16 protein-coding genes are annotated in these 21,600 nt (G+C 66.1%); 10 read left to right on the top strand and 6 right to left on the bottom strand.

Annotation, left to right across the window (positions count from 1 at the left end):
• Window positions 1-9: 9 nt before the first annotated feature.
• The gene (gene hydA / locus QX128_RS13105; protein WP_316237630.1) at window positions 10-1,413 is read left to right on the top strand and encodes a dihydropyrimidinase; all 1,404 of its coding nucleotides are present in this window, start codon (window positions 10-12) and stop codon (window positions 1,411-1,413) included.
• Between the two features lie 526 nt (window positions 1,414-1,939).
• Complete coding sequence (locus QX128_RS13100; protein ID WP_316237629.1) at window positions 1,940-4,024, top strand: phospholipase D-like domain-containing protein; 2,085 nt, start codon at window positions 1,940-1,942, stop codon at window positions 4,022-4,024.
• Window positions 4,025-5,300: 1,276 nt separating this feature from the next.
• Here QX128_RS13100 and ctrA read toward each other — a convergent pair.
• Window positions 5,301-6,002, bottom strand: a complete 702-nt coding sequence (ctrA, locus tag QX128_RS13095; protein ID WP_012046382.1) for a response regulator transcription factor CtrA — start codon at window positions 6,000-6,002, stop codon at window positions 5,301-5,303.
• A 440-nt stretch (window positions 6,003-6,442) separates the two neighbouring features.
• On the opposite strand from ctrA, the gene fliI reads away from it, so the two are divergent.
• The 4 genes from fliI to QX128_RS13075 all read left to right on the top strand — a co-directional run bounded on the left by fliI (window position 6,443) and on the right by QX128_RS13075 (window position 10,099).
• Complete coding sequence (gene fliI, locus QX128_RS13090) at window positions 6,443-7,765, top strand: flagellar protein export ATPase FliI (RefSeq protein ID WP_315803231.1); 1,323 nt, start codon at window positions 6,443-6,445, stop codon at window positions 7,763-7,765.
• A gap of 109 nt (window positions 7,766-7,874) precedes the next feature.
• On the top strand, window positions 7,875-8,294 hold the full coding sequence (gene fliJ, locus QX128_RS13085; RefSeq protein ID WP_315714036.1) for a flagellar export protein FliJ: 420 nt from the start codon (window positions 7,875-7,877) through the stop codon (window positions 8,292-8,294).
• 153 nt (window positions 8,295-8,447) lie between these two features.
• Window positions 8,448-8,996, top strand: a complete 549-nt coding sequence (locus QX128_RS13080) for a sigma-70 family RNA polymerase sigma factor (protein WP_315714037.1) — start codon at window positions 8,448-8,450, stop codon at window positions 8,994-8,996.
• 53 nt (window positions 8,997-9,049) lie between these two features.
• Window positions 9,050-10,099 carry an anti-sigma factor domain-containing protein gene (locus QX128_RS13075; protein WP_316237628.1) on the top strand — a complete coding sequence of 350 codons (1,050 nt, stop codon included), beginning with the start codon at window positions 9,050-9,052 and terminating at the stop codon, window positions 10,097-10,099.
• A gap of 131 nt (window positions 10,100-10,230) precedes the next feature.
• On the opposite strand, the gene QX128_RS13070 is transcribed toward QX128_RS13075, so the two are convergent.
• Together QX128_RS13070 and flhA are read right to left on the bottom strand one after the other, a co-directional pair.
• Window positions 10,231-10,431, bottom strand: coding sequence for a hypothetical protein (locus QX128_RS13070; RefSeq protein WP_315803233.1), 201 nt, complete (start codon window positions 10,429-10,431; stop codon window positions 10,231-10,233).
• Window positions 10,432-10,792: 361 nt separating this feature from the next.
• On the bottom strand, window positions 10,793-12,919 hold the full coding sequence (flhA, locus tag QX128_RS13065) for a flagellar biosynthesis protein FlhA (protein WP_316237627.1): 2,127 nt from the start codon (window positions 12,917-12,919) through the stop codon (window positions 10,793-10,795).
• A 1,005-nt stretch (window positions 12,920-13,924) separates the two neighbouring features.
• Here flhA and QX128_RS13060 point away from each other — a divergent pair.
• Both QX128_RS13060 and QX128_RS13055 read left to right on the top strand, forming a co-directional pair.
• Window positions 13,925-14,092 carry a hypothetical protein gene (locus tag QX128_RS13060; protein WP_315803235.1) on the top strand — a complete coding sequence of 56 codons (168 nt, stop codon included), beginning with the start codon at window positions 13,925-13,927 and terminating at the stop codon, window positions 14,090-14,092.
• 82 nt (window positions 14,093-14,174) lie between these two features.
• Complete coding sequence (locus QX128_RS13055; protein WP_315803236.1) at window positions 14,175-14,690, top strand: cytochrome family protein; 516 nt, start codon at window positions 14,175-14,177, stop codon at window positions 14,688-14,690.
• Window positions 14,691-14,915: 225 nt separating this feature from the next.
• Here the strand turns inward: QX128_RS13055 and QX128_RS13050 are convergent, their stop codons facing one another.
• Entirely contained in the window at window positions 14,916-15,926 is a 1,011-nt protein-coding gene (locus tag QX128_RS13050) for an NAD(P)-dependent alcohol dehydrogenase (RefSeq protein ID WP_316237626.1), read from the bottom strand.
• 85 nt (window positions 15,927-16,011) lie between these two features.
• Here QX128_RS13050 and QX128_RS13045 point away from each other — a divergent pair, with 85 nt between their 5' ends.
• Window positions 16,012-16,359 carry a MerR family transcriptional regulator gene (locus tag QX128_RS13045; RefSeq protein WP_316177507.1) on the top strand — a complete coding sequence of 116 codons (348 nt, stop codon included), beginning with the start codon at window positions 16,012-16,014 and terminating at the stop codon, window positions 16,357-16,359.
• A gap of 33 nt (window positions 16,360-16,392) precedes the next feature.
• Window positions 16,393-17,064 (top strand): maleylacetoacetate isomerase, encoded by a 672-nt coding sequence (gene maiA / locus QX128_RS13040; RefSeq protein ID WP_316237625.1) that lies wholly within the window; start codon window positions 16,393-16,395, stop codon window positions 17,062-17,064.
• An 83-nt stretch (window positions 17,065-17,147) separates the two neighbouring features.
• Here the strand turns inward: maiA and QX128_RS13035 are convergent, their stop codons facing one another.
• Window positions 17,148-18,317, bottom strand: a complete 1,170-nt coding sequence (locus QX128_RS13035) for a TAXI family TRAP transporter solute-binding subunit (protein WP_316237624.1) — start codon at window positions 18,315-18,317, stop codon at window positions 17,148-17,150.
• A 350-nt stretch (window positions 18,318-18,667) separates the two neighbouring features.
• Complete coding sequence (locus QX128_RS13030; protein WP_316237623.1) at window positions 18,668-20,899, bottom strand: tetratricopeptide repeat protein; 2,232 nt, start codon at window positions 20,897-20,899, stop codon at window positions 18,668-18,670.
• Window positions 20,900-21,600 lie beyond the last annotated feature (701 nt).

Here is a 21,600-nt window from a genome sequence, read left to right as displayed (position 1 = left end):
GCGCGTCACATGGCTGCATTCGACACCGTCATCCGCAACGGCACCGTCGCCACCGCGAGCGACACGTATCAGGCGGATGTCGCCATCAAACAGGGCCGCATCGCCGCGATCGGCGAAGCCATCACCGATGCCGATGAGATCGTCGATGCATCGGGCCTGCTGGTGCTGCCCGGCGGCATCGACAGCCACGTCCATATCAGCCAGCCGTCCGGCCCGGGCATCGTCATGGCCGACGATTTCGAGAGCGCGACGCGCGCCGCGGCGTTCGGCGGCAACACCTTCGTGATGCCCTATTGCCTGCAGGAGAAGGGCCAGCCGCTACGCGCGGCGCTGAAGGACTATCACGCGCTGGCCGAGCAGGCCTGCTATGTCGACCACTCCTTCCACCTCATCATCGCCGATCCCTCGGAGTCCGTGCTCGGCCAGGAGCTGCCGGCGCTGGTCGCCGACGGCTATTCGTCGCTGAAGATCTTCATGACCTATGAGGGTCTCGCGCTCAACGACTACGAGATTCTCGGCGTTCTTCAGGTCGCGCGCGAGCGAGGCGCCCTGGTGCAGATCCACGCCGAGAACTACGACGCCATCCGCTTCCTCACCGATCGCCTGGAGCGCGCCGGCCACATCGCGCCGTACTATCACGGCAAGTCGCGCCCGATTGCGGTCGAGCGCGAGGCCACCCATCGCGCGATCTCGCTGGCCGAGCTGATCGACGTTCCCATCGTCATTGTCCACGTCTCCAACCGCGAGGCGATGGAGGAGATTCGCCGCGCGCAGGCGCGCGGCCTGAAGATCCACGGCGAGACCTGCCCGCAATATCTGGTGCTGACCGAGGAGGACATGCAGGGCCTCAACATGGAAGGCGCCAAATATGTCTGCTCGCCGCCGCCGCGCGATCACGCCAGCCAGCAGGCGTGCTGGGAAGGATTGCAGACCGGCGTGTTCTCGCTGTTCTCGTCAGATCACTGCCCGTTCCGCTACGACGACGAGGCCGGCAAGCTGACGCCGAAGGGCCGCACCAGCTTCCGCTGGGTGCCGAATGGCATCCCCGGCGTCGAGACCCGGCTGCCGATCCTGTTCTCCGAAGGCGTCAGCAAGGGCCGCATCACCCTGAACCAGTTCGTCGCTTTTACTGCGACCAACCACGCCAAGACTTACGGCCTGAAGGGCAAGGGCTCCATCGCCATTGGCTACGACGCCGACATCGCACTGTGGGACCCGAACAAGACGGCGACCATCAGCCAGGCCGGTTTGCACCACGGCTCCGACTACACGCCGTATGAAGGCATCGAGATCACGGGCTGGCCGGTCGCGACCATGCTGCGCGGCAAGTTCGTTGTGCGCGACGGCGAGTTGGTCGGCGCCAAGGGCGACGGCCGCTACGTCAGCCGCGGCAAGCCCGGCGCCGTGGCCTAACGCACGCTCGATCCTCGCGTCGTCGCGAGCGAAGCGATTTGTGGGCCGTAGCTCGCAGAGCGAAGGCGGAAGCAATCCACTGTCGCGGGCGTAGCCCTGGATTGCTTCGTCGCTTCGCTCCTCGCAATGACGCGAGGATGGATCGCGCCGAACTCATCGCCGTCTGGCGCCAAACTCTCGCGGCAGCGTCGGTGCGCCCCCCTTGCGGGGAGAGGTCGAGGGTGGGGGTCCACGCATTCCGCTCTCTCGGTGAGAGCACGTGTCGTGCAAGCGCCGTCAGCATTCCACATGAACACCGGGATCCATAGCGCGTCCCACGACCTTCAGCGCTGGCGGACCCCCAACCCCAACCCCCTCCCCGCAGGGGGGAGGGGAGCTGACCTCGCGTGCCGCGTGAGCTCGCAGGTCACGATCCTCGCCCTCCCGCACCGCACTGCCGTGCCCTCGATTTCCCTTTCCTGCCCCGGATGCATCGAACCGTTGTTGCAACCCGGCGACATATCCTTGTCAGACGAGGAGTGCCGCCATGCCCGCGCTTGCATTTTCCAACAACGATATCGCCGTCGTCGCCTGGACCTTCGACCGCCGCCTCGATGGCTGCCTGGGCTTCGCCATTCACCGCATCGACATCGCCGATAACACCGACACGGTGCTGCCGGCGCTGGCGCGGTTTGCCGGGCAGACCGCCGACAGGCTCGCCACCGACCAGGCGCCGGTGCAGAAGTTCTGGTGGAAGGACCTCTATGCCAAACGCGGCGGCACCTACAAATATCGCGTCGTGCCGATGGGCGGCACGCCCGGCCAGACGCTGACGCCGCTCGCCGGCGTCGCGCCGCTGGAGAGCAATGCGGTCACGCTGACGCCGGAGCGGCCGCCGTTCCACGTCTATTTCAACCGCGGCATCACCGCGACCCAGGCGCTGAGCCATGCGCTGAACGACAAGCCGAGCGTGTCGGCGCTGGCGCCGCACATCCTCGATCCCGCCGATCCCATTCGCATCCGCCTGATGGGCCAGCTCCAGGACGGCCTGACCTCACTGCTGGCGCGCGCCGATGCCGGCGGCGGCACCATTCATGCCGCGCTCTACGAGCTCAACGATCCCGACGGCCTGGAGAAGCAGCTCCACCAGAACCCGGCGAGCCGTAGCGTCATCCTCGGCAACGAGCAGGGCAAGGACTCCGACGATGCCGATGCCGAGAACCGCGCCAATCTGAAGGCGGCCGGCGTCGCCGTGATCGACCGCATCCTCGGCAAGGGCAGCATCCCGCACAACAAGTTCATGGTGCTGACCGAGAACGGCAAGCCGAGCGCGGTGCTGTCAGGCTCGACCAACTGGACCTCGACCGGCCTGTGCACCCAGACCAACAATGCGCTGGTGGTGGAAAGCCCCGTGTTGGCGCAGCGCTATCTCGGCTATTGGAACGCGCTGAAGGCCGACGTCGCCGCCGCCGCCGGCAACAAGGCGGCACTGCAGTCGCAGACCTTGCGCGACTTCGCCCATGCCAACAATGCCGACGCGATCCAGGCACCGGTCGACCTCGGCCACGGCGTCACCGTCGAGCCGATGTTCTCGCCCAACACCCACGGCAAGCTCGGCAAAAATCCCGATACGCCCGGTGACATGGGCCGCGTGTTCGAACTGATGAAGGGCGCCAAGCACGCCGTGCTGTTCCTGGCCTTCGATCCCGGCAATAACTCGATCCTCGACGTCGCCGGCCAGTTGCTCAAGGACAAGCCCGATCTGTTCGTGCGGGGCGCGCTGACCAGCCCGGTGCGCGCGACCAACTTCTCCGCCGCGCTGCATTCCGGCGGTCATTCGGAACGTCCGGCGGAGGCGGGCGTGGAGGATACCGCGCCCCAGGTGACGGTGGTCGGCGAGGCCGGCAAGCCGAAGCAGCCGGGCGCCAAGGGCAGCATCGACTTCCGTGCGGTGCCGGCCGGCGCGGTGCAGGACGCGTTCGGCAAATGGGAGCGGGAGCTCGGCAAATACGGCTTCGCCATCATCCACAGCAAGATCGTGGTGATCGATCCGTTCAGCGACGACTGCGTCGTCGTCACCGGCTCGCACAATCTCGGCTTCCGCGCCTCGCACAACAACGACGAGAACATGCTGATCATCCGCGGCCACCGCGGTCTCGCCGAGGCCTATGCCTGCCACGTCCTCGACCTCTACGACCACTACGCCTGGCGCTTCCTGTTGCAGCAGCACCCCGACATCTTCGGCAAGCCGCTGCAGGGCGATGACAGCTGGCAGGACCGGTACATCAAGGGCGCCGAGGAGAAGTCACCGGAGCTGCGGTTCTGGCTGTCGGCGGCGGGTGGGAGTGGGGCTCCGGCCGCGGGGACGGTGCCGGCGAAGAAGCCGGCTGCAAAGACGAACCCTTCGACGACGTCCGACAAGCCCGTCAAGAAGACCGCGAAGAAGGCTGCCGCTGCAGCGAAGACCGTGGCAGGCGGCAAAAAGACGACGAAGAAAAAAGCCGCAAAGACGGCGACGAAGAAGGTCGCTGGAAAGAAGGCCAAAGCGAAGGCGAGCAAGAAGGCGGCCAAGAAGAAGACGGCAAAGAGCGCTAAGCGAGCAACGAAGAGCGGGGCGAGGAAGGGGCGCTGATGGCACTCGGCCTGCGCTGCGAGGTGCCGACCATCTCGATCCTTGCGACCGGCTCCTTGGCTTCGATGCTGCCGTCGGCCTTCTCGTAAGCTGTTCCCACTTCGGCGTCGGGTGAAAGGTTGCTTCCGACGCCGATGAGTCTTCTGTACATGGGCCGATGCAGCGAAAACCGGCAGGAAACTTTCGCGGACACGGCTTGCGGTCTGCGCTGACCCCAACGCAAGCCTGTCAATTCGTGCTCGACCGGACGAATTTCGGCTTCTCAAAAATTCTTCTTTCGCTTTTACAGAATTTGTGTTTTACTCGCTCCGTCCCGCCCCAACGAGGGGACGCTTCGCGGTCGTCACGGACGTCGGGTGTGGGATGCGATGGGCGTTGGAGATCGCAGCATGGCTTGGCCGTGCCGACGAACGATCCCTGGCGCACGGTGAAATCGCGTGGTCCTGGCCTCCCGGTGCTGAGGCCAAGCGCGTGGGCGTTGCGGTCAAGCGCTGCCTGCGGGTGATGGGGGCAAGACAGCCGGTCCCCAGGGAGATCGCGTATAAATCGTAAAGCCATCGCGCGGGGAGGGCCGGGTGTTACGGCCAGACCTGTGGTGACTGCCGCCTGCTTTCTTTTCTGCAGGCGGGCCACGGGCGCGGCCAGCGCCCGGCCTTCCCTGCGCCCTCAGTTAGGTAGAGGGCGGTGAGAATGGCACATCACTCGGGCGCGGGGCGCTGCGAGATCGCGATGACGTGGGATGATGGATTTTGGAGAGATCGATGGCGCGCGAGGGCCAGGCGCCCTTTGCCTGATGAAAGGCGAGGGCGGCCGTGTCCGGTCGTTTGAGGCGTGCGAGCGCGGCGCGCTCCCCTCCCCCTTGCGGCAGGGCGATCGCATATGGTTTTCCTGGGCGGACCTTTCATGGCCTCATGGTTCGAGACGCGTCGCAAGAGCGACGCTCCTCACCATGAGGATCAACAGCTTTGCGGCGGAGAAGGCCCTCATCCTGAGGAGCCCGCCGAAGGCGGGCGTCTCGAAGGATGGTCGCGGAAAGACTGCGCGCCCTGCCTCTTTCACCAAATGCGATCGCCCTCCCCGCAAGGGGGAGGGGAGCGCAGCGGGCGCGTGGCGAGAGCTTGGCTCCATCGCCGATTGCCAGGCGCGAGGCGCTCGTTCCGTCGGAGGCGCCCGCTCCATGAACAACCACCCCCACAAACAAAAACCCCGCCATTTGCGGCGGGGCCCAGTCTGGGAGGAGCAAGCCGTGAGGCCTGCCGGAGGACCCAGTGAAAGATCAGGCGGGGATGCGCTCGTCCATGTCGTGCGGCTCGCGCAGCACGTAGCCGCGGCCCCAGACGGTCTCGATGAAGTTGCGGCCCTCGGAGGCGTTGGCGAGCTTCTTGCGCAGCTTGCAGATGAAGACGTCGATGATCTTCAGCTCGGGCTCGTCCATGCCGCCGTAGAGATGGTTGAGGAACATCTCCTTGGTGAGGGTGGTGCCCTTGCGGAGCGAGAGCAGCTCCAGCATCTGGTATTCCTTGCCGGTCAGGTGCACGCGCTGGCCGCCGACTTCGACCGTCTTGGTGTCGAGGTTGACGACGAGGTCGCCGGTCTGGATGACCGACTGGGCGTGGCCCTTGGAACGGCGGACGATCGCGTGGATGCGGGCGATCAGCTCGTCCTTGTGGAACGGCTTGGTCATGTAGTCGTCGGCGCCGAAGCCGAGACCCTTGACCTTGTCCTCGATGCCGGCGAGGCCGGACAGAATGAGGATCGGCGTCTTGATCTTCGACACGCGCAGCTGCTTGAGCACGTCGTAACCGGACATGTCGGGCAGATTGAGGTCGAGAAGGATGATGTCGTAGTCGTACAACTTGCCGAGGTCGACGCCTTCTTCGCCCAGGTCAGTCGTGTAGACATTGAAGCTTTCGGACTTCAACATCAGTTCGATCGACTGCGCGACGGCGCTGTCATCCTCAATCAGCAAAACGCGCATGCCAGTTCCCCATAGTCGCCGCTCCGGGCGTCAGGTCGGCCGCCATCTGCGGCACTCAAAACGCCTTTGAACAACTGATTCGGATCCTGACGAGAGATGGTTAACAAATCCTGATTCCCCTCCGCAAGCTCTATCCGTGCAATTTTTATCGAATCGCCGTAAGGTGTTGCGATGAAGCAGTTTTTCTTAGCCGCTCTCGTTCAAGCTCCATGTTAAGAGATGGACCTAACCGACTCTCGGATCTCACCGCTTTTTGAGGGCGGCAAAGCGAAGCACGTCAGTCACTCCAGACCATGACGTAATGATTAATGATGCGAGTAAACACAGAGTTAAACCGACGACGCGAATCTGCCCCTACTTAAGGTTTTCGCAATGAAGGCTCTGGTGCAATGCCCTCTCTCTCGCAATGAAGGCGCTTTGGCAATGAAGGCTCTTCCGCAATGAAGGCTCTGGCCGAGCAGATCAGCGACATCGACGCCGTGAACACCTATGGGCGTGTCGTCGGCGTGAAGGGACTCATGGTGGAGATCGCCGGGCCGATTCATGCGATGTCGGTCGGCGCGCGCATCGTGATCGAGACCGGCAACAATTACATCCCTGCCGAAGTGATCGGGTTCTCCGGCAAGAACGCCGTGGTGATGCCGTTCGCCGGGCTGGAGGGCGTGCGCCGCGGCTGCCGTGCCGTGATCGCCAATGCCGCCAATCAGGTGCGGCCGTCGCCGGCCTGGCTCGGCCGCGTCATCAATGCGATGGGCGAGCCGATCGACGGCAAGGGGCCGCTGCCGCAGGGCGCCTCGCCGGTTCCCTATCGGAACAATCCGCCACCGGCGCATTCGCGACGGCGTGTCGGTGCGCCGCTCGATCTCGGCGTTCGCGCACTCAACACCTTTCTCACCTGTTGCCGCGGCCAGCGGCTCGGCATCTTCGCCGGCTCCGGCGTCGGCAAATCGGTGCTGCTGTCGATGCTGGCGCGCAACGTCGATGCGGCAGTGTCGGTGATCGGACTGATCGGCGAGCGCGGCCGCGAGGTGCAGGAGTTCCTGCAGGACGATCTCGGCGATGAGGGCCTCGCGCGCTCCGTCGTGGTGGTCGCGACCTCGGACGAGCCGGCGCTGATGCGAAGGCAGGCGGCGTATCTGACGCTCGCGATCTCCGAATATTTTCGCGACGAGGGCAAGGATGTCCTTTGCCTGATGGACTCGGTCACGCGCTTTGCGATGGCGCAGCGCGAGATCGGGCTGTCGGCCGGCGAACCGCCGACCGCGAAGGGCTACACGCCGACGGTGTTCACCGAGCTGCCGAAACTGCTCGAGCGGGCGGGGCCGGGCAGCGGCGAGGGTACCATCACCGGAATCTTCACGGTGCTGGTCGATGGCGACGATCACAACGAGCCGGTGGCGGATGCGGTCCGCGGCATTCTCGACGGCCACGTCGTGATGCAGCGTTCGATCGCCGAACGCGGCCGCTATCCGGCAATCAACGTCCTGAAATCGGTGTCGCGGACGATGCCGAAATCGGCCGACCCCGTATTCTTGCCGACGATCATGCGGGCGCGCCAGGTGATGGCGACCTATGCCGACATGGAGGAGCTGATCCGGCTCGGCGCCTATCGCGCCGGTTCCAGCCCGGAGGTCGACGAGGCGATCCGGCTGCACGAGCCGCTGGAGGCGTTCCTGCGCCAGCGCAAGGACGAGGTCTCGACGCTGCAGAGCGGGTATCGGGAGCTGGAACAGATCCTGGGGCGCTTGGAAACGGAAAGCTAACTTTGTCGGGTAATCATCCCCTCCATGTAACGAGCCTAGTCGGCGAGCCCAGCACGGGCGGCCGGCCCTGTCCCGCGCCGTATACGGGACTTCTGGGGAGTATGAGTCGATGAAGTCGCGCGAAACGCTGATCCGTCTGAAGAAATTTCAGGTGGATGAGAAACGCCGCCGGGTGACGCAGATCGAGGGCATGATCGCTGACTTCCAGCGCATGTCGGCCGAGCTCGAGCGGGAGATCCAGACCGAGCAGGAGCGGGCCGGCATCAACGACCCGACCCATTTTGCCTATCCGACCTACGCCAAGGCCGCGATCCAGCGCCGGGAAAACCTGACGCGCTCGGCCGACGAGCTGCGCACCCAGCTCGAGGACGCCAAGGCCGCGTTGTCCGAGGCGTTCGAGGAGATGAAGAAGGTCGAGCTGCTCGACGAGCGTGACCAGGCCCGCGAGAAGGCCGAGGAGAGCGCCCGCGAGCAGGCGGACATGGACTCGATCGGCCTGATGCGCGCCCGGCTCGGCGTCATCGCCTGAGCCCGTCGCCGTCACGGCTTTAGCTTTCGAAAACCCGGGCCGCGAGGTCCGGGTTTTTCGTCGCGCCCGCCCCGGTGGAGAGTTGCCCAGGACTTGTGCTACGGGAGGACGTAGGCTCGAACGAGGGAGTGGGGCGATTTTCGGGGACGCTGAATGCTGACGCCGGCAGAGCTGGTCTGGTTGCTTGCCGCTGTTGCCAAAGGGGACGAGGCCGCCTTCGAGCGCCTCTACGCGGCGACGCGCGCGAAACTCTATGGCGTCGTGCTCCGTATCTTGCACCGACAGGACCTCGCCGAGGAGGTCGTCCAGGAGACCTATGTGAAGGTCTGGAACAACGCCGCGCAGTTCAACCCGGCCGTGTCGTCCCCGATCACCTGGATGGCCGCCATCGCCCGCAACCGCGCCATCGATCTGGTGCGCAAGCGCGGCGAGCTGTCGTTGGAGGATGAGCCCTCCGCGCTCGAGGTGGCTGCCGAGACGCCGGACCCGCTGGCGCGCCGCGAGATGTCGGAGGAGCTCAAGCGTCTTTTGGAATGCGTCGGCCAGCTCGAGCCCGACCGCCAGAAGCTCGTGCTGCTTGCCTACTACAACGGCTGGAGCCGCGAGCAATTGGCGACCAAGTTCGAGGCGCCGGTGAACACGGTGAAGACCTGGCTGCGGCGGAGCATGATGGACATCCGCCAATGTCTCGGTCTCGGATGAGGTGCTGTTCGAGCCGGCGAGAGATCTTGTAGGTGACGTGACCTGGACCTGTGATGGCGTATAGCGAAGACCATATCGCGCTGGCGGCGGAATATGCGCTCGGGACGCTCGACGCCGCCGAACGGGCGCAGGTCGAGACCATGATGGCGGTCGACACCGATTTTGTCGCGCTGGTCCAGGCGTGGGAATTCCGTCTCGGTCCGCTCAACCAGATGGTCGGGCTGGTCGAGCCGCGCCCCGAACTGTGGGAGCGCATCAAGGCCGAGATCGCGCGGTTGCGCGCGAACGCCGCGGCCGAGCCTGCGGCGGTTGTCGAGGTTCCGGTCGTCGTCGCTCCGCCGGAGCCGGAAACTGCCGAGGCTCCAGCGCTCGTCGCCGAAGCTCCGCCGGCCGATGTACCCAAGCTCGAGGCGCCAACCGTCGAGGTTGCCGAGATCGAAGCCGCGAAGATCGGCGCTCCCGCGATTCAGGTCGCTCCGCAAGACATCGGTGTCGAAGCCCCGGCCATCGCAGCCCGGCGAAATGCGCCTGCGACGGACGAGGTTGCGAACGACAACGCGAACATCGTTCGCCTCTCGTCCAAGGTCCGGCAGTTGCGCGCGGTCGCCAACATCATGACCGCGATCGCCGCCGTGCTGCTTGCGCTGGTCGGTGTCCAGGTCTACCGCCCCGACCTGCTGCCGCGGCCATTGCAGCCGAAGCCGCGAATCCAGACCGTCGAGGTCAAGGTGCCGGCCGTGCAGCCCTCGGCCCAGTTCGTTGCCCTCCTGCAAAAGGACGCGGCGTCGCCGGCGTTCATCTTGACCGTCGATGCCGCCAGCAAGAGCTACACCGTGCGCCGGGTCGGCGCCGCGCCGGAGCCGGGCAAGAGCTTCGAGTTGTGGCTCGTGTCCGACAAGCTGCAGAAGCCGCGCTCGCTCGGCGTGATCGGCGGCAGCGACTTCACCAGCCGTCCCGTTCTCTCGTCCTACGACGCGGACACAGTGAGTCGCGCGACCTACGCGGTCACGGTCGAGCCGGAGGGCGGGTCGCCGACCGGGCAGGCGACCGGGCCGATCGTGTTTACCGGCAAGCTGATCGAGACCGTGCCGCCGGCGCGTTGAGGCAAGCGGCCAAATAGAAAACGCCCGTGGGGAGCGGGCGTTTTCAGTAGTCGACTTGGGGTTGGGTCTACTACATATCCACGCGGCCAGTTGGGGGGCTGTGAGAACCGCGTGAATTCCGGGAATTCCTGTCAGCGAACCAGCGAAGTCTCCGAGCTCGTCACCGCAATCGGCTTGCCGGCCTTGATGACCTTTGCCGTCTGCGTGTAGTTCGGCTCCGCGTTGAGACGGGCCGAGATGCCGAGGCCGGCCACCGCGATACCAGCCACGAGCGCAACCACCACGATCTTGAGGTGGGTCGTCCGATCCGCGCTGTAAATCGAGTGGTTCATGGAAGCCTCCTGCCGTCTTCCGTCCTTCGCTGATTCGTGTGAGCCGGGAGCGTTCCGGTTCATCGTCTCGCGTCAACTAACGTAGGAAACCTCAATTCTGTTTCGTAGGCCGCATCACAAGTGTGTGATAATGCGTGATGTCTCGCGATCGAAAATCGCTGAAATGTCACTTTTTATAGCTATATCAATAATTTAAATGGTTGTTCGGTGTACGGATGAAACTTCGGCCACCTAACGCAAAATTAAGAAAACGTTTGCCTGTGGCGGTAAAGCAAGGGGTGGTCCTGCCGGTAAAAACGGCACAAGCCGGCGCCTAGCGCCGGCTCCCCGGATGAAACGCGCTCGGGAATCCTCGGTTCCGTCACACGCTGCCCACCGTCTTCAGCCGCGCCCGCGGATGAATCTCCGCCTGCGACAGCACCGTGGTCTGGGCGCGGAAGCGCTCGACCAGCGAGCGGACGAAGGGCCGGATCGCCGCCGACGTCACCAGCACCGGCGACTCTCCTTCGCGTGCGGCGCGCTCGAAGGCGTCGCGCGTGGCGGTCATGAACTCCGACAGTTTCGACGGCTGCATCGCGAGGCTGCGCTCCTCGCCCTGGCCGATCAGCGATTCCGCGAACGCCTGCTCCCATTTCGCCGACAGGGCGATCAGCGGCAGGTAGCCCATCGGCGAGGTGTTCTGCGCGCAGATCTGGCGTGCCAAGCGGGCGCGGACATGCTCGACGATCGTGGCCGGGTTGCGCGAGAAGGCCAGCGCGTCGGCGATGCCTTCGAGAATGGTCGAGAGGTCCCTGATCGAGATCCGCTCCGACAGCAGCAGTTGCAGCACGCGCTGGATGCCGGAGATCGTGATCTGCGTCGGCACGATGTCCTTGACCAGCTCGCTCTGCTCCTTCGGCAGCTCCTTCAGGAGCTTCTGCACCTCGCCGTAGGACAAGAGGTCGCTCATATTGGCCTTCAGCAGCTCGGTCAGATGCGTCGACAGCACGGTCGCCGCGTCGACCACCGTGTAGCCCTTGAGCGTCGCCTCCTCCTTCAGGCCGGCGTCGACCCAGGTGGCGGGCAGGCCGAAGGTGGGCTCCGTGGTGTGGATGCCGGGCACCGCGACCTGGTTGCCGCCGGGGTCCATGACCATGAACTGGCTCGGCCAGATCTTGCCGGAGCCGGCGTCGACCTCCTTGATCTTGATGATGTAGGTGTTGGCCTCGAGCTGGACGTTGTCGAGGATGCGCACCGACGGCATCACGAAACCCATCTCGATCGCCAGCGACCGGCGCAGCGCCTTGATCTGGTCGGTGAGTCGGTCGGTACCGTCGGGCGCGTTGACCAGCGGCAGCAGCGCGTAGCCGAGCTCGATCTTGAGGTCGTCGATCTTGAGCGCGGCGGAGATCGGCTCTTCGGCGGCTGCGGCCGCGGCGGCGGCAGGGGCCGCAGCTTCTGCGGCGGCTTCCTCCGCCCTGGCCACGTCCTTCTGCTTGCGCGCCTGGAAGGCGAGCACCGCAGCGCCGCCGCCGAGCGCCAGGAACGGAAGGGTCGGGATGCCCGGCAGCGCCGCCAGCACCAGCATGACCGCGGCGGACATGCCGAGCGCCTGCGGATAGCCGGAGAACTGCTTGATCAGCGCCTTGTCGGCAGCGCCGCTGACGCCGGCCTTGGAGACCAGCAGGCCTGCGGCGGTCGAGACGATCAGCGCCGGCACCTGGGTGACGAGGCCGTCGCCGACGGTCAGCGTGGTGTAGGTGCGGGCGGCCTCGGCAAAACCCAGGCCCTGCTGGGCGACGCCGATGATGATGCCGCCGATGATGTTGATGAAGACGACGAGCAGGCCGGCGACCGCGTCGCCGCGGACGAACTTCGACGCACCGTCCATGGCGCCGAAGAAGCCGCTTTCGTCCTCCAGCTCCTTGCGCCTGACCTTGGCGACCTTCTCGTCGATCAGGCCGGCGGAGAGGTCGGCGTCGATCGCCATCTGCTTGCCGGGCATCGAGTCGAGGTGGAAGCGCGCCGCGACTTCGGCGATGCGGCCCGAACCCTTGGTGATGACGACGAAGTTCACCGTCACCAGGATCGCGAACACGATGATGCCGATGACGAAATTGCCGCCCATCACGAAGTTGCCGAACGCCTCGATGACGTGGCCGGCGGCATCGGTGCCCTCGTGGCCGCGCGACAGGATCAGCCGGGTCGAGGCCAGGTTGAGCGACAGCCGCAGCATCGTCGATATCAGCAGGATGGTCGGGAAGGACGAGAATTCCAGCGGCGCCTGGATGAACAGGGCGGTCATCAGGATCAGGATCGACAGGGTGATCGAGATCGCCAGGAAAAGATCGAGCACCAGCGAGGGCAGCGGCAGGATCAGCACCACCAGGATGGTGAGGATGCCGAGCGCCAGCGCGATGTCGCCGCGCAGGACTGCTGTCTTGAGGTCAGCGAATGAGAACCCGCCGGCCGGAGACCCCGCGCCTTGACCCGCCGTGACGTCGACCATGGCTTTCGCCCCTTCCCGCGGGCCGCGTCTGCCGGCCCCAAACGACTGCGCGGCGGCCGATGGGCCGCCGTTCCGAACCTGAGGTACCGCGCCGGCGTCCACGGAAGCTCTCCTCCGTCAACCGCACCCAACCACGACACGCACGTTCCGCTCGGCAATTTTTGCCCGGTGTATGGTTAGCGTTCGGTTAATGGCGGTTAACAAAAGGTTGCGGGAGGGGATGGGCTCTCCCGCCGCATCTTCGATGGGCCGCCGCGGTCGGGGGCCTCGCCCTTCGAGACGCCCGCCTTTCGGCGGGCTCCTCAGGGTGAGGGGAGGCGCTGTCAGGCTGCACGCCCGCCGACAAGCTCCGGTCCAAGCGCACGCTGAGCACGGTCGATGTCCAGCGCCGCTCTCGGAGCTCACCCCTCTCCATGAAGATGCTGTGAGCGTGTTCATGGTCAATGTGCAGCACCGCCTTTGGTGCCAGACCCTCATGGTGAGGAGCCGCGCAGCGGCGTCTCGAACCATGAGGCCCCCGCCGCGCCCGACACCAAGCTGCACGAATGAGCGTGTTCTCGCAGACATGAGCGATCGTCTCCCGCGGCGCATCGCGCCCGAGCTGTGCATCAGGTCCGCCCTCGAAACAAATGGAGGGCGCAGGGAAGGCCGGGCGCTGGCCGCGCCCGTGGCCCGCCTGCAGAAAAAAAGCAGGCGGCAGTCACCACAGGTCTGGCCCGGAACACCCGGCCTTCCCTGCGCGACGGTTGGAACGGCTTATACGTGGTCTCCCTGGTGCGCCGGGCTTGTTGGCCACCATCCCTGGCGCAATGCGTTTGCATTGCGCCACGTTGATACCAGCGTCGGGGTATCAGGACCGCACGATTTCGCCGTGCGCAACGAACCGTTCGTCCGCGCGGCACGAGGCCACGCTGCGATTCGCTGCGCCCATCGCATCCCACCTCCCACGTCTCGTGACGGTCGCGACACGCCCCTCCGGCGGAAGCAGGACGGGGAGAGATATACATGATTTCGGAAAAAATGAAAGAGGAATATTTCGTCAAATCGAAATTCAGGTTTTCGGGTTCACCCGGTAGAGCTCCGCGCTCGCGCGTGGGACGGCTGCGCGCGTCGCGCAAAGCAATGTGGCCGTATCGTGCGGGTGGCACGGCGGGCGGCATCAAACTTTTCTGATCGCTGCGATCAGCGTTTGCGATTGGCGGTGAGGCACGTCGCTCTTTAGAAGTCTTCTAAATTAAATTCAGGAGAACCGAAGATGCATCCAACGAAGCTCCGCCGTCGTCTGCGGCTTACAGTGACAGCCGCTGGCCTCGTCGGGCTTGCATCGCTCATCGGGGTCGCTGCGCCCAAGGCGGAGACGCCGACACCTCCCCCAGCGCCGGCCTACCTCCCGACCATCAGCGACCTGATGATCGCGACCATCCAGCCGCGCCACCTCAGGCTTTGGATCGCCGGCCATAGCGGCAATTGGGCGTTCAGTGCCTATGAGCTCGGCAATCTCAAGGGCGCGTTCAACCGGGTCGGCCGGGCGCAGCCGCTGGTCGAGGGCAATTCGTTCGCCGACATGACGACGGCCGTGACGCAGCAGCCTTTCGACGAACTGGCGCAGGCCATCAAGCAGAAGGACATCGGCCGTTTCGAGCGCTCCTATGCCGACCTTACGGCCGCCTGCAATTCGTGCCACCAGGCGCTCAATCGCGCCGCCGTGGTCATCAAGGTGCCGCAGACCGCCAGCGTTGCCGACCAGGATTTCACGCCCGGCTCGGAGTGATCGCGGGCGGACAGTGAGACAGGATCAGAGTCGTCCGGCGTTGCTGCCGGCCGGGGGCCAAGGGACGCGCGTGCGGATCAGCGAAGCGTGATCCCCCTCTCGGTTTGTCGCCTGGGTTGAGGCTGACCGGAAGAGATTTCCGGCCGGTCTTTGTCGGCAGGTGGCAACTCCGCGGCGATGCGCTTTCCGGCGTCGCAGATCGGCGCAGCGCTCACATCCTCTCGCTCATAGTTTCAAAACGATCTTGCCGAAGTGCGAGGCGGTTTGGAGATGGGCGAACGCTTCGGGAGCGTCGTCGAAGTCGTAGACCCGATCGACGATCGGATGGATCGCGTGGTCGCTCAGGAATCGAGTCATGGCCGTGAAATGGTCGACCGAACCCACGGTGACGCCGATGATGTCGGCATTCTCCCATTGCAGGCGGGCCAAGTCGGGCTTGGGGCCGAACCCCGTCAAGACGCCGATCTGGACGATCTTGCCACCTGACGCGACCGACCGCAGCGAGCGGTCGTAGGTGCCGGGGCCGCCGAGCTCGAGGACATGACTGGCGCCTTCGCCATCGGTCGCTGTCATCACGGCGACGTCCCAATCGGGCGTGTCGCGGTAGTTGATCAGGATCGAGGCGCCGAGCGCCTGGGCACGGGCGAGCTTTTCATCCGAGGAGGAGATGACGATGGCGCGGGCGCCCAGCGCGGCGGCGAACTGAAGGCCGAACAGCGCGACGCCGCCGGTGCCCTGGACCAGCAGCGTGGCGCCCTTGCCCATTCCGCCACGGGTGACGAGGCCGTGCCAGGCCGTCACGGCGGCACAGGGCAGGGTCGCGGCTTCGATCGACGTCAGGTGCGCCGGCGCCGCGACCAGCGCCGTCGCCGGCAGCACCACGTACTCCGCCAGCATGCCATCCATCGTGCTGCCGCCGAGGGATGACGGAACATAGCTCGCCTTGAACGGCCCGGAGATCCAATCGCGAAAGAACGATGCGGCCACGCGGTCGCCGGGGCGCCATTGAGCCACATCGGAGCCGACCGCATCGACGACGCCTGCGCCGTCGGACAGCGGAACGCGGCCGTCGAAGCTGCCTTCACCTGCTCGGTCCAGGATCAGGAGGTCGCGGTAGTTGAGACTTGCCGCCTCGACCCGGATGCGGACCTCGCCGCTGGCGGGTTCGGGCTTGATGATTTCGGTGCGCACCAGGCGACCCGCGCCCGCATGGCCCTTCAAATGATAGGCTTTCATCGTTGCTCCCTTCACAAGCGGACTCCACTTGGATGAGCACGATCTGTAAGGTCTGACAGCACTGTCAGGGTCAAGAGGGTTTCAGATGAAGATCGGCGAACTCTCCCGGAGGACGGGAGTGAGCATCCGGATGCTGCGATACTACGAGGACGAGGGCTTGCTTGCGCCGCAACGGACCGCGTCCGGCTATCGCGACTACGGGCCGGCGGACGAAGAAGCCGTGCGCCGGATCAAACTGCTCGGCGCCGCCGGGTTGACCCTCGAGACGATCAAGCAGTTGCTCCCGTGCGTGCGCAACACCCGTCCGGACTTCCGGCCTTGCGACAATCTGCGACGCGTGCTGGCGCAGCAGGTCGGCCTCATCGATCAACGCATCGCGGCGCTCAGCCAGAGTCGGACGGTCCTCGCAGGCTTTCTATCGAGCGTGAACTGATCGCCATTCACCCGCCTGCCCAGGAGAGCCCGCATGAAGCTCTATTCGTTCTGGCGGTCGCTCGCGAGCTTTCGCGTCCGCATCGCGCTCAACCTGAAGGGCGTCGCCTACGAGCAGGTGGCGGTCGATATCGACCGGCAGCAGCATCGTGACGGCGGCTATGCCGCGCTCAACCCGCAGATGGCGCTGCCGGCGCTCGTGCTCGACGACGGCACGGTGCTGACGCAGTCGCTGGCGATCCTCGATTATCTCGACGAGGCCTGTCCTGGCGCTGCGCTGCTGCCTGGCGACGCCAAGGGGCGCGCGCGGGTGCGGGCGCTGGCGGCGATGATCGCCTGCGATGCGCATCCGCTGACGACGCCGCGGGTGCAGCGCTATCTCACCGAGGTGCTGCACGTGGACGACGCGGCGCGCGCGGCCTGGCTCAGGCACTGGGCCGCGGAGATGCTGGCCGCAGTCGAGGCCCAGCTCGCCGGCCATGCCGCGACCGGCCGGTTCTGCCATGGCGATGAGCCGACGATGGCCGACATCTGCCTCGCCGGCCACGCCGTCTTCGCGCGTAATCAAGGCCTCGACCTCGGCGCGACGCCGACGGTGCAGCGCGTGTTCGAGGCGGCGATGGCGCTGCCGGCCTTCGCCTCCGCCCATCCGCTGGCGCAGCCGGACACGCCGGCAGCGCTACGCGGCAAGCCGGCGGCGTCGTAGCCTCCTCTCTTTGTTGAGCATGATCCTTTCGGAAAACCGGTTTCCACTTTTCCGGATCATGCTCTACGCCACCACCAGCAGCGCTATCGCGCCGGCTGGCTGCCGTCCCGTTTCATCCAGTCGCGGAACTGCTCGAACAGGACCCTGGTCTCGTCCTCGCTCATCCGCCGGCCGCCGGTCGGCGCCCGCGTGCTCATCCACGCGTCGAACTGCTGCTTGACGGCGGCGCCGTCGGCCTGCGGCGGGCGCGTGCTGGCCAGAAGCTCCTCCGCGGCGCGGAAGCGGGTCCAGCCGGGCAGTGAGGAGGCGAGGTTGATCTCATTCCATTTCGGGTGGAACGGCGGCTGCTTGAACTGGTCGAACCGCTTGAACAGATAATCGACGAAGCGCGCGACGCGGCGGTAGCGTTCGGTCTCCGGCGGCCAGTTGTAGACCGCCAGGACTTGCGGCACGCCGATCGTCTCGACGCTCTCGCCGGGCTTGAGCAGATTGGGATAGTCCTGCGAGGTCAGCTTGGTCGGCACGTAGTAGTCCTGCAGGCTGCGCGCGAACGGAATCGGCAGGAAGTGAAAGCCCGGCTCGGGCTTGAACTTGGCGAACAGATCGGTCGGCTTGCCGGTGACGTGGACGACGCCGGCGATCTCGCCGCTGCGCATCTTCTCCAGCGCCAGCGAATTGTTGATGAACACCTTCTCCGCGCCGATCTTGAGCCGGTCGAACACGATGCCGCCGGTGAGGTTGGCGGCGCTGCCCACGGTGTTGAAGGAGACCTTCTTGCCGGCGAGATCCTCCAGCGTCCTGATCTCCGGGCGGACATAGACATGCATCTCGTTGATGTAGAACGAGCAGATGTAGCGGATCCGGCTCTTGATGTTGGCGAGCGTGCCGTTGCGGACGAACTCGTCGAGCACGTCGGCCGAGGTGATCGTGACGTCGACGCCGCGCAGATAGAGCAGGTCCTCGATGTTCCCCAGCGCGCCGTAGGTCACCATCGGCAGCACGCGCAGGTTCGGCCGGTCGTCGAGCACCTTGGCCATCTCGGCGGCGAAGCGGATGTTGGTGCCTTCGAGCAGGCCGCCGGCGATGCCGACCGTCCATTCGTTGGACTCCTGCAGCTTGCCGCCTTCGCCGGCCGCGACGGCCGTCGCCGCCGCCGGCCTTCCGGTCCGCGCCGTCTGTGCCATGGCTGGCAGCAAAGGTGCCGCCAGACTCAATCCCGCCGCAACGACGCAACTCAACACCGCGACCCGCATGCCCCAAATTCCTCCGTTGCCGGCCACACGGCGATCGTGAGGCACGGCCGATTTTCGCGCATTATCTCCTTGGTTGACGAATGAGGTCTACTACTCGCCGGTTGGTCGCAGCCGGGTCTGCTGCGAGGCGCATCATCGCCACCAAAAAGCCATAGGCTTGATTGCGCCTCGGTCTGGACGGAGAAACGCCGCGGTATCAGTCCGCGAGTCGTCGCCTGATCGCACCCGGCCGAAATGGCACAGTGGAAACCGGTGCAGCTTGCGGTTGTGGGGCCGTTTGTCGCTGGACGTTCGTGCGGCGGAGCTTCCCGGCCTGCTGCGAGATGCCGACCTCGGCGATGCCGGCGCGATCAGGCGCCGGTCTTGCCGGCCTTGGCGCAATAGTCCCGCCAGAACTGCCGGTAGCCGGCCTCGACGCAGCGCGTGTAGTTGGCGACGTCGCCGGCCGGCGAGCGCGCGACCAGGCCGGGCAGCTCGGGCCGCAGCTTTGCCAGCAGCTCGGGCTGCGCGGCAAAGCGCTTGGCGATCCGGATGTAGCCGTCGTCATCGCCGGCGACCCAGTCGGCGAGGCCGGCCGCGGTCAGGATGCCGCCCGCGGCGCGCGATGCCGCGCCGGCGCCGAGCTTGGCGACGACCGGCACGCCCATGTAGAGCGATTCGAACGTCGAGATGCCGCCGTTCTGCGGGAACGGATCGAGCGAGATGTCGATGCGCTCGTAGGATTTGAGATGCTCGATCCGCTCGCTGGCGCCGAGGCAGAGGATGCGCGCCTCGGGCACGCCCTGGGCGACGAAGCGGGCGAGCAGCCCGTCGCGCACCGCGGGATCGTTCAGCGCGAGATGCTTGATGACGAGCTTCGCGTCCGGGATCTCGGCGAGCAGCCGTGCCCACAGCGCGATCGCAGCGTCGGAGATCTTGTCGATGCGGTTGTAGACGCCGAAGGTGACGTGGCCGTTCGTCAGCATCGGCAGCGGCGACGGCGGAACGTCGCGCACCGGATCGATCGTGATCACCGAGGGCAGGTCGTGGACGTGCTCGGCGAACAGCGGCCGGACGCTCTCGGGCACCGTGACCGGATCGGCGAAGAAGTAGTCCATCGTGGCAAGGCCGGTGCCGGTGCCGCTGCCCCAGGCCGTGACCTGGATCGGCGCCGGCTTGCGCGCGAACACCGGCATGCGCGTGCCCGTGGTGTAGCCGGAGAGATCGACCAGGATGTCGACGCCGTCGGCCTGGATGCGGTCGGCCAGCTCGTCGTCGGAGAGGCTGGAGGCCTCGACCCAGACGTCGGCAATCGACTGGAACGTCGCGGTGTAGGAATCGTGCCGCGGCGAGGTCGAGTAGCAGTTGACCTGGACCTGCGTCTTGTCGTGGCCGCGCAGCACGGGCAGGAAGGCGAAGGCCGCCGAATGCATGCGGAAATCGGCCGAGACGTAGCCGACGACAATGCGCCTGTCGGGATCGAGCGAGCGCGGCGCAAGCTTGCGGCGGGGGAATTTCGAGCCGACCGCCATCCACCAATATTGCCGCGCCGCCTGCTGGACGGCGAAATCGGCGCCGGGCAGGAAGTCGAGATAGAAGATCTTCTTGGTGATCGCCTCGTCATAGTCGGGCTGCACCGCGAGCGCCTGGTCGAATTGCGCGATGGCGCCGGTGACGTCGCCGAGCCGGCCGCGGCAGGCGCCGAGCAGGGTGAGCGCGACCTGCGCCTTCGGATTGGTGTCGAGCACGCGCTTGCAGGCGGCCATCGCCTGCGCGACGTTGCCGTTGAGGATGCAGATCTGCGCCTTGCCCTGCCATCCGATCTGCAGATGAGGATCGAGCGTCACGGCGGCATCGAAATCGGCCTCGGCTTCCGCCGTGCGGCCGGAGATCATGTAGAGCCGGCCGCGATGCGCCCGCAGCTCGGCATGGGCCGGGCGTGCGGCCAGCGCCGCATTCAAGGTCGCTTCCGCCAGCTCGTAATGGTGCAACTCGAGATGCGCGAGACCCTTGTTGACCGTGGCCTCGAAATGGTTCGGATTGAACGCCAGCGCGCGCTCGGCGCTGGCGGCGGCGGCGTCCCAGCGCCGCAGCATCAGCTCGGCGACGCTGCGATTGCACCAGGCGTCGACGTCGTCGGGCTTGAGCTCGAGGGCGCGTGTCGCTGCGGCGAGCGAGGCCTCGCCCTGTCCGAGCCGCAGCAGCGCGATGGCGTGGTTGCGCAGGGTGATCGGCGCGTTCGGCCGCAGCGCCAGTGATCGCTCCAGCGCGGCGCGCGCCTCCGCGTAGCGCTCGCAATTGATCAGCGCCCAGCCGAGATTGGACTGCGCGTCGGCGGAATTCGGCTCCATCGCCACGGCCTGGGTCAGGAAGGCGGTGGCCTCGGCGAAGCGCGCCGACGACACCAGCGACACGCCGAGCAGATGCATCGCATCGAAGCAGCCGGGGACTTCCTGCAGCAGCTGCGCGCACAGCGCCTGCGTCTCCGCCTGGCGCCCGGCCTGGAACGCCTTGTACGCCGCCGCCAACTGCGTCTCGACGAGCTTCTTCTGCTTCTTTTCCTGCCGTGCCTTCTGGAAGGCGCGCGAACCGACGGTGCTCAAGGACTTGGGTCTCCGGACAGACAGGACGGCAGGGCGTCGGATGCAGCGACGCGCTGCGGCCGGCAACCGGGCCGCCGCCATGCCCGGCGGCAGCAAAGCCCAGGATGTCCTGTGGTCGTCCGGTCGCCGGCCACGCGCAGGCGCGACGCGGCAAAGCTTGCCCGCGCCATGGTTAGCAAATGGTTAACGCCGGCGGCCGGAGCGCCGCGGGCGTCTGATCGGGACGAGGTTGCCGAGCGCGAGTTTGCATCGATCGCCTTTCTGTTTCAACGGACGCAGACTTGCCTTCCCGCGGCGCATGGCGCCCGGGCTGTGCATGACGTCCGCCCTCGAACTCCAGGAGGGCGCAGGGAAGGCCGGGCGCTGGCCGCGCCCGTGGCCCGCCTGCGAAAAAATGCAGGCGGCAGGTACCACAGGTCTGGCCGAACACGCCCGGCCCTCCCTGCGCAACGGTTGGAACGGCTTATACGTGGTCTCCCTGGTGCACCGGGCTTGTTGGCCACCATGCGCGACAACGCGCTTGCGCACGCCGCCGCGGGACACCAGCGTCGGGGTGTCAGGACCGCACGATTTCGCCGTGCGCAACGAACCGTTCGTCCGCGCGACCATAGGCCACGCTGCGATTCCTTGCGCCCATCGCATCCCACCTCCCACGTCTCGTGACGGTCGCGACACGCCCCTCCGGCGGAAGCAGGACGGGA

This window comes from Bradyrhizobium sp. SZCCHNR1015 (assembly GCF_032489875.1).
In the GTDB taxonomy this organism is placed as follows: Bacteria; Pseudomonadota; Alphaproteobacteria; order Rhizobiales; family Xanthobacteraceae; genus Bradyrhizobium.
Note: the sequence above shows the minus strand (reverse complement) of the source record. Positions and strands in the feature narration are given on the sequence as shown.

What these genes read in the sequence shown, in the direction of transcription:
- QX128_RS13050 (WP_316237626.1), bottom strand. Translation starts at nt 15,926, where the DNA reads ATGAAAGCCTATCATTTGAAGGGCCATGCGGGCGCGGGTCGCCTGGTG.
- QX128_RS13100 (WP_316237629.1), top strand. Translation starts at nt 1,940, where the DNA reads ATGCCCGCGCTTGCATTTTCCAACAACGATATCGCCGTCGTCGCCTGG.
- QX128_RS13055 (WP_315803236.1), top strand. Translation starts at nt 14,175, where the DNA reads ATGCATCCAACGAAGCTCCGCCGTCGTCTGCGGCTTACAGTGACAGCC.
- fliI (WP_315803231.1), top strand. Translation starts at nt 6,443, where the DNA reads ATGAAGGCTCTGGCCGAGCAGATCAGCGACATCGACGCCGTGAACACC.
- QX128_RS13035 (WP_316237624.1), bottom strand. Translation starts at nt 18,317, where the DNA reads ATGCGGGTCGCGGTGTTGAGTTGCGTCGTTGCGGCGGGATTGAGTCTG.
- flhA (WP_316237627.1), bottom strand. Translation starts at nt 12,919, where the DNA reads ATGGTCGACGTCACGGCGGGTCAAGGCGCGGGGTCTCCGGCCGGCGGG.
- hydA (WP_316237630.1), top strand. Translation starts at nt 10, where the DNA reads ATGGCTGCATTCGACACCGTCATCCGCAACGGCACCGTCGCCACCGCG.
- QX128_RS13070 (WP_315803233.1), bottom strand. Translation starts at nt 10,431, where the DNA reads ATGAACCACTCGATTTACAGCGCGGATCGGACGACCCACCTCAAGATC.
- maiA (WP_316237625.1), top strand. Translation starts at nt 16,393, where the DNA reads ATGAAGCTCTATTCGTTCTGGCGGTCGCTCGCGAGCTTTCGCGTCCGC.
- QX128_RS13045 (WP_316177507.1), top strand. Translation starts at nt 16,012, where the DNA reads ATGAAGATCGGCGAACTCTCCCGGAGGACGGGAGTGAGCATCCGGATG.
- ctrA (WP_012046382.1), bottom strand. Translation starts at nt 6,002, where the DNA reads ATGCGCGTTTTGCTGATTGAGGATGACAGCGCCGTCGCGCAGTCGATC.
- QX128_RS13060 (WP_315803235.1), top strand. Translation starts at nt 13,925, where the DNA reads ATGATTTCGGAAAAAATGAAAGAGGAATATTTCGTCAAATCGAAATTC.
- fliJ (WP_315714036.1), top strand. Translation starts at nt 7,875, where the DNA reads ATGAAGTCGCGCGAAACGCTGATCCGTCTGAAGAAATTTCAGGTGGAT.
- QX128_RS13075 (WP_316237628.1), top strand. Translation starts at nt 9,050, where the DNA reads ATGGCGTATAGCGAAGACCATATCGCGCTGGCGGCGGAATATGCGCTC.
- QX128_RS13080 (WP_315714037.1), top strand. Translation starts at nt 8,448, where the DNA reads ATGCTGACGCCGGCAGAGCTGGTCTGGTTGCTTGCCGCTGTTGCCAAA.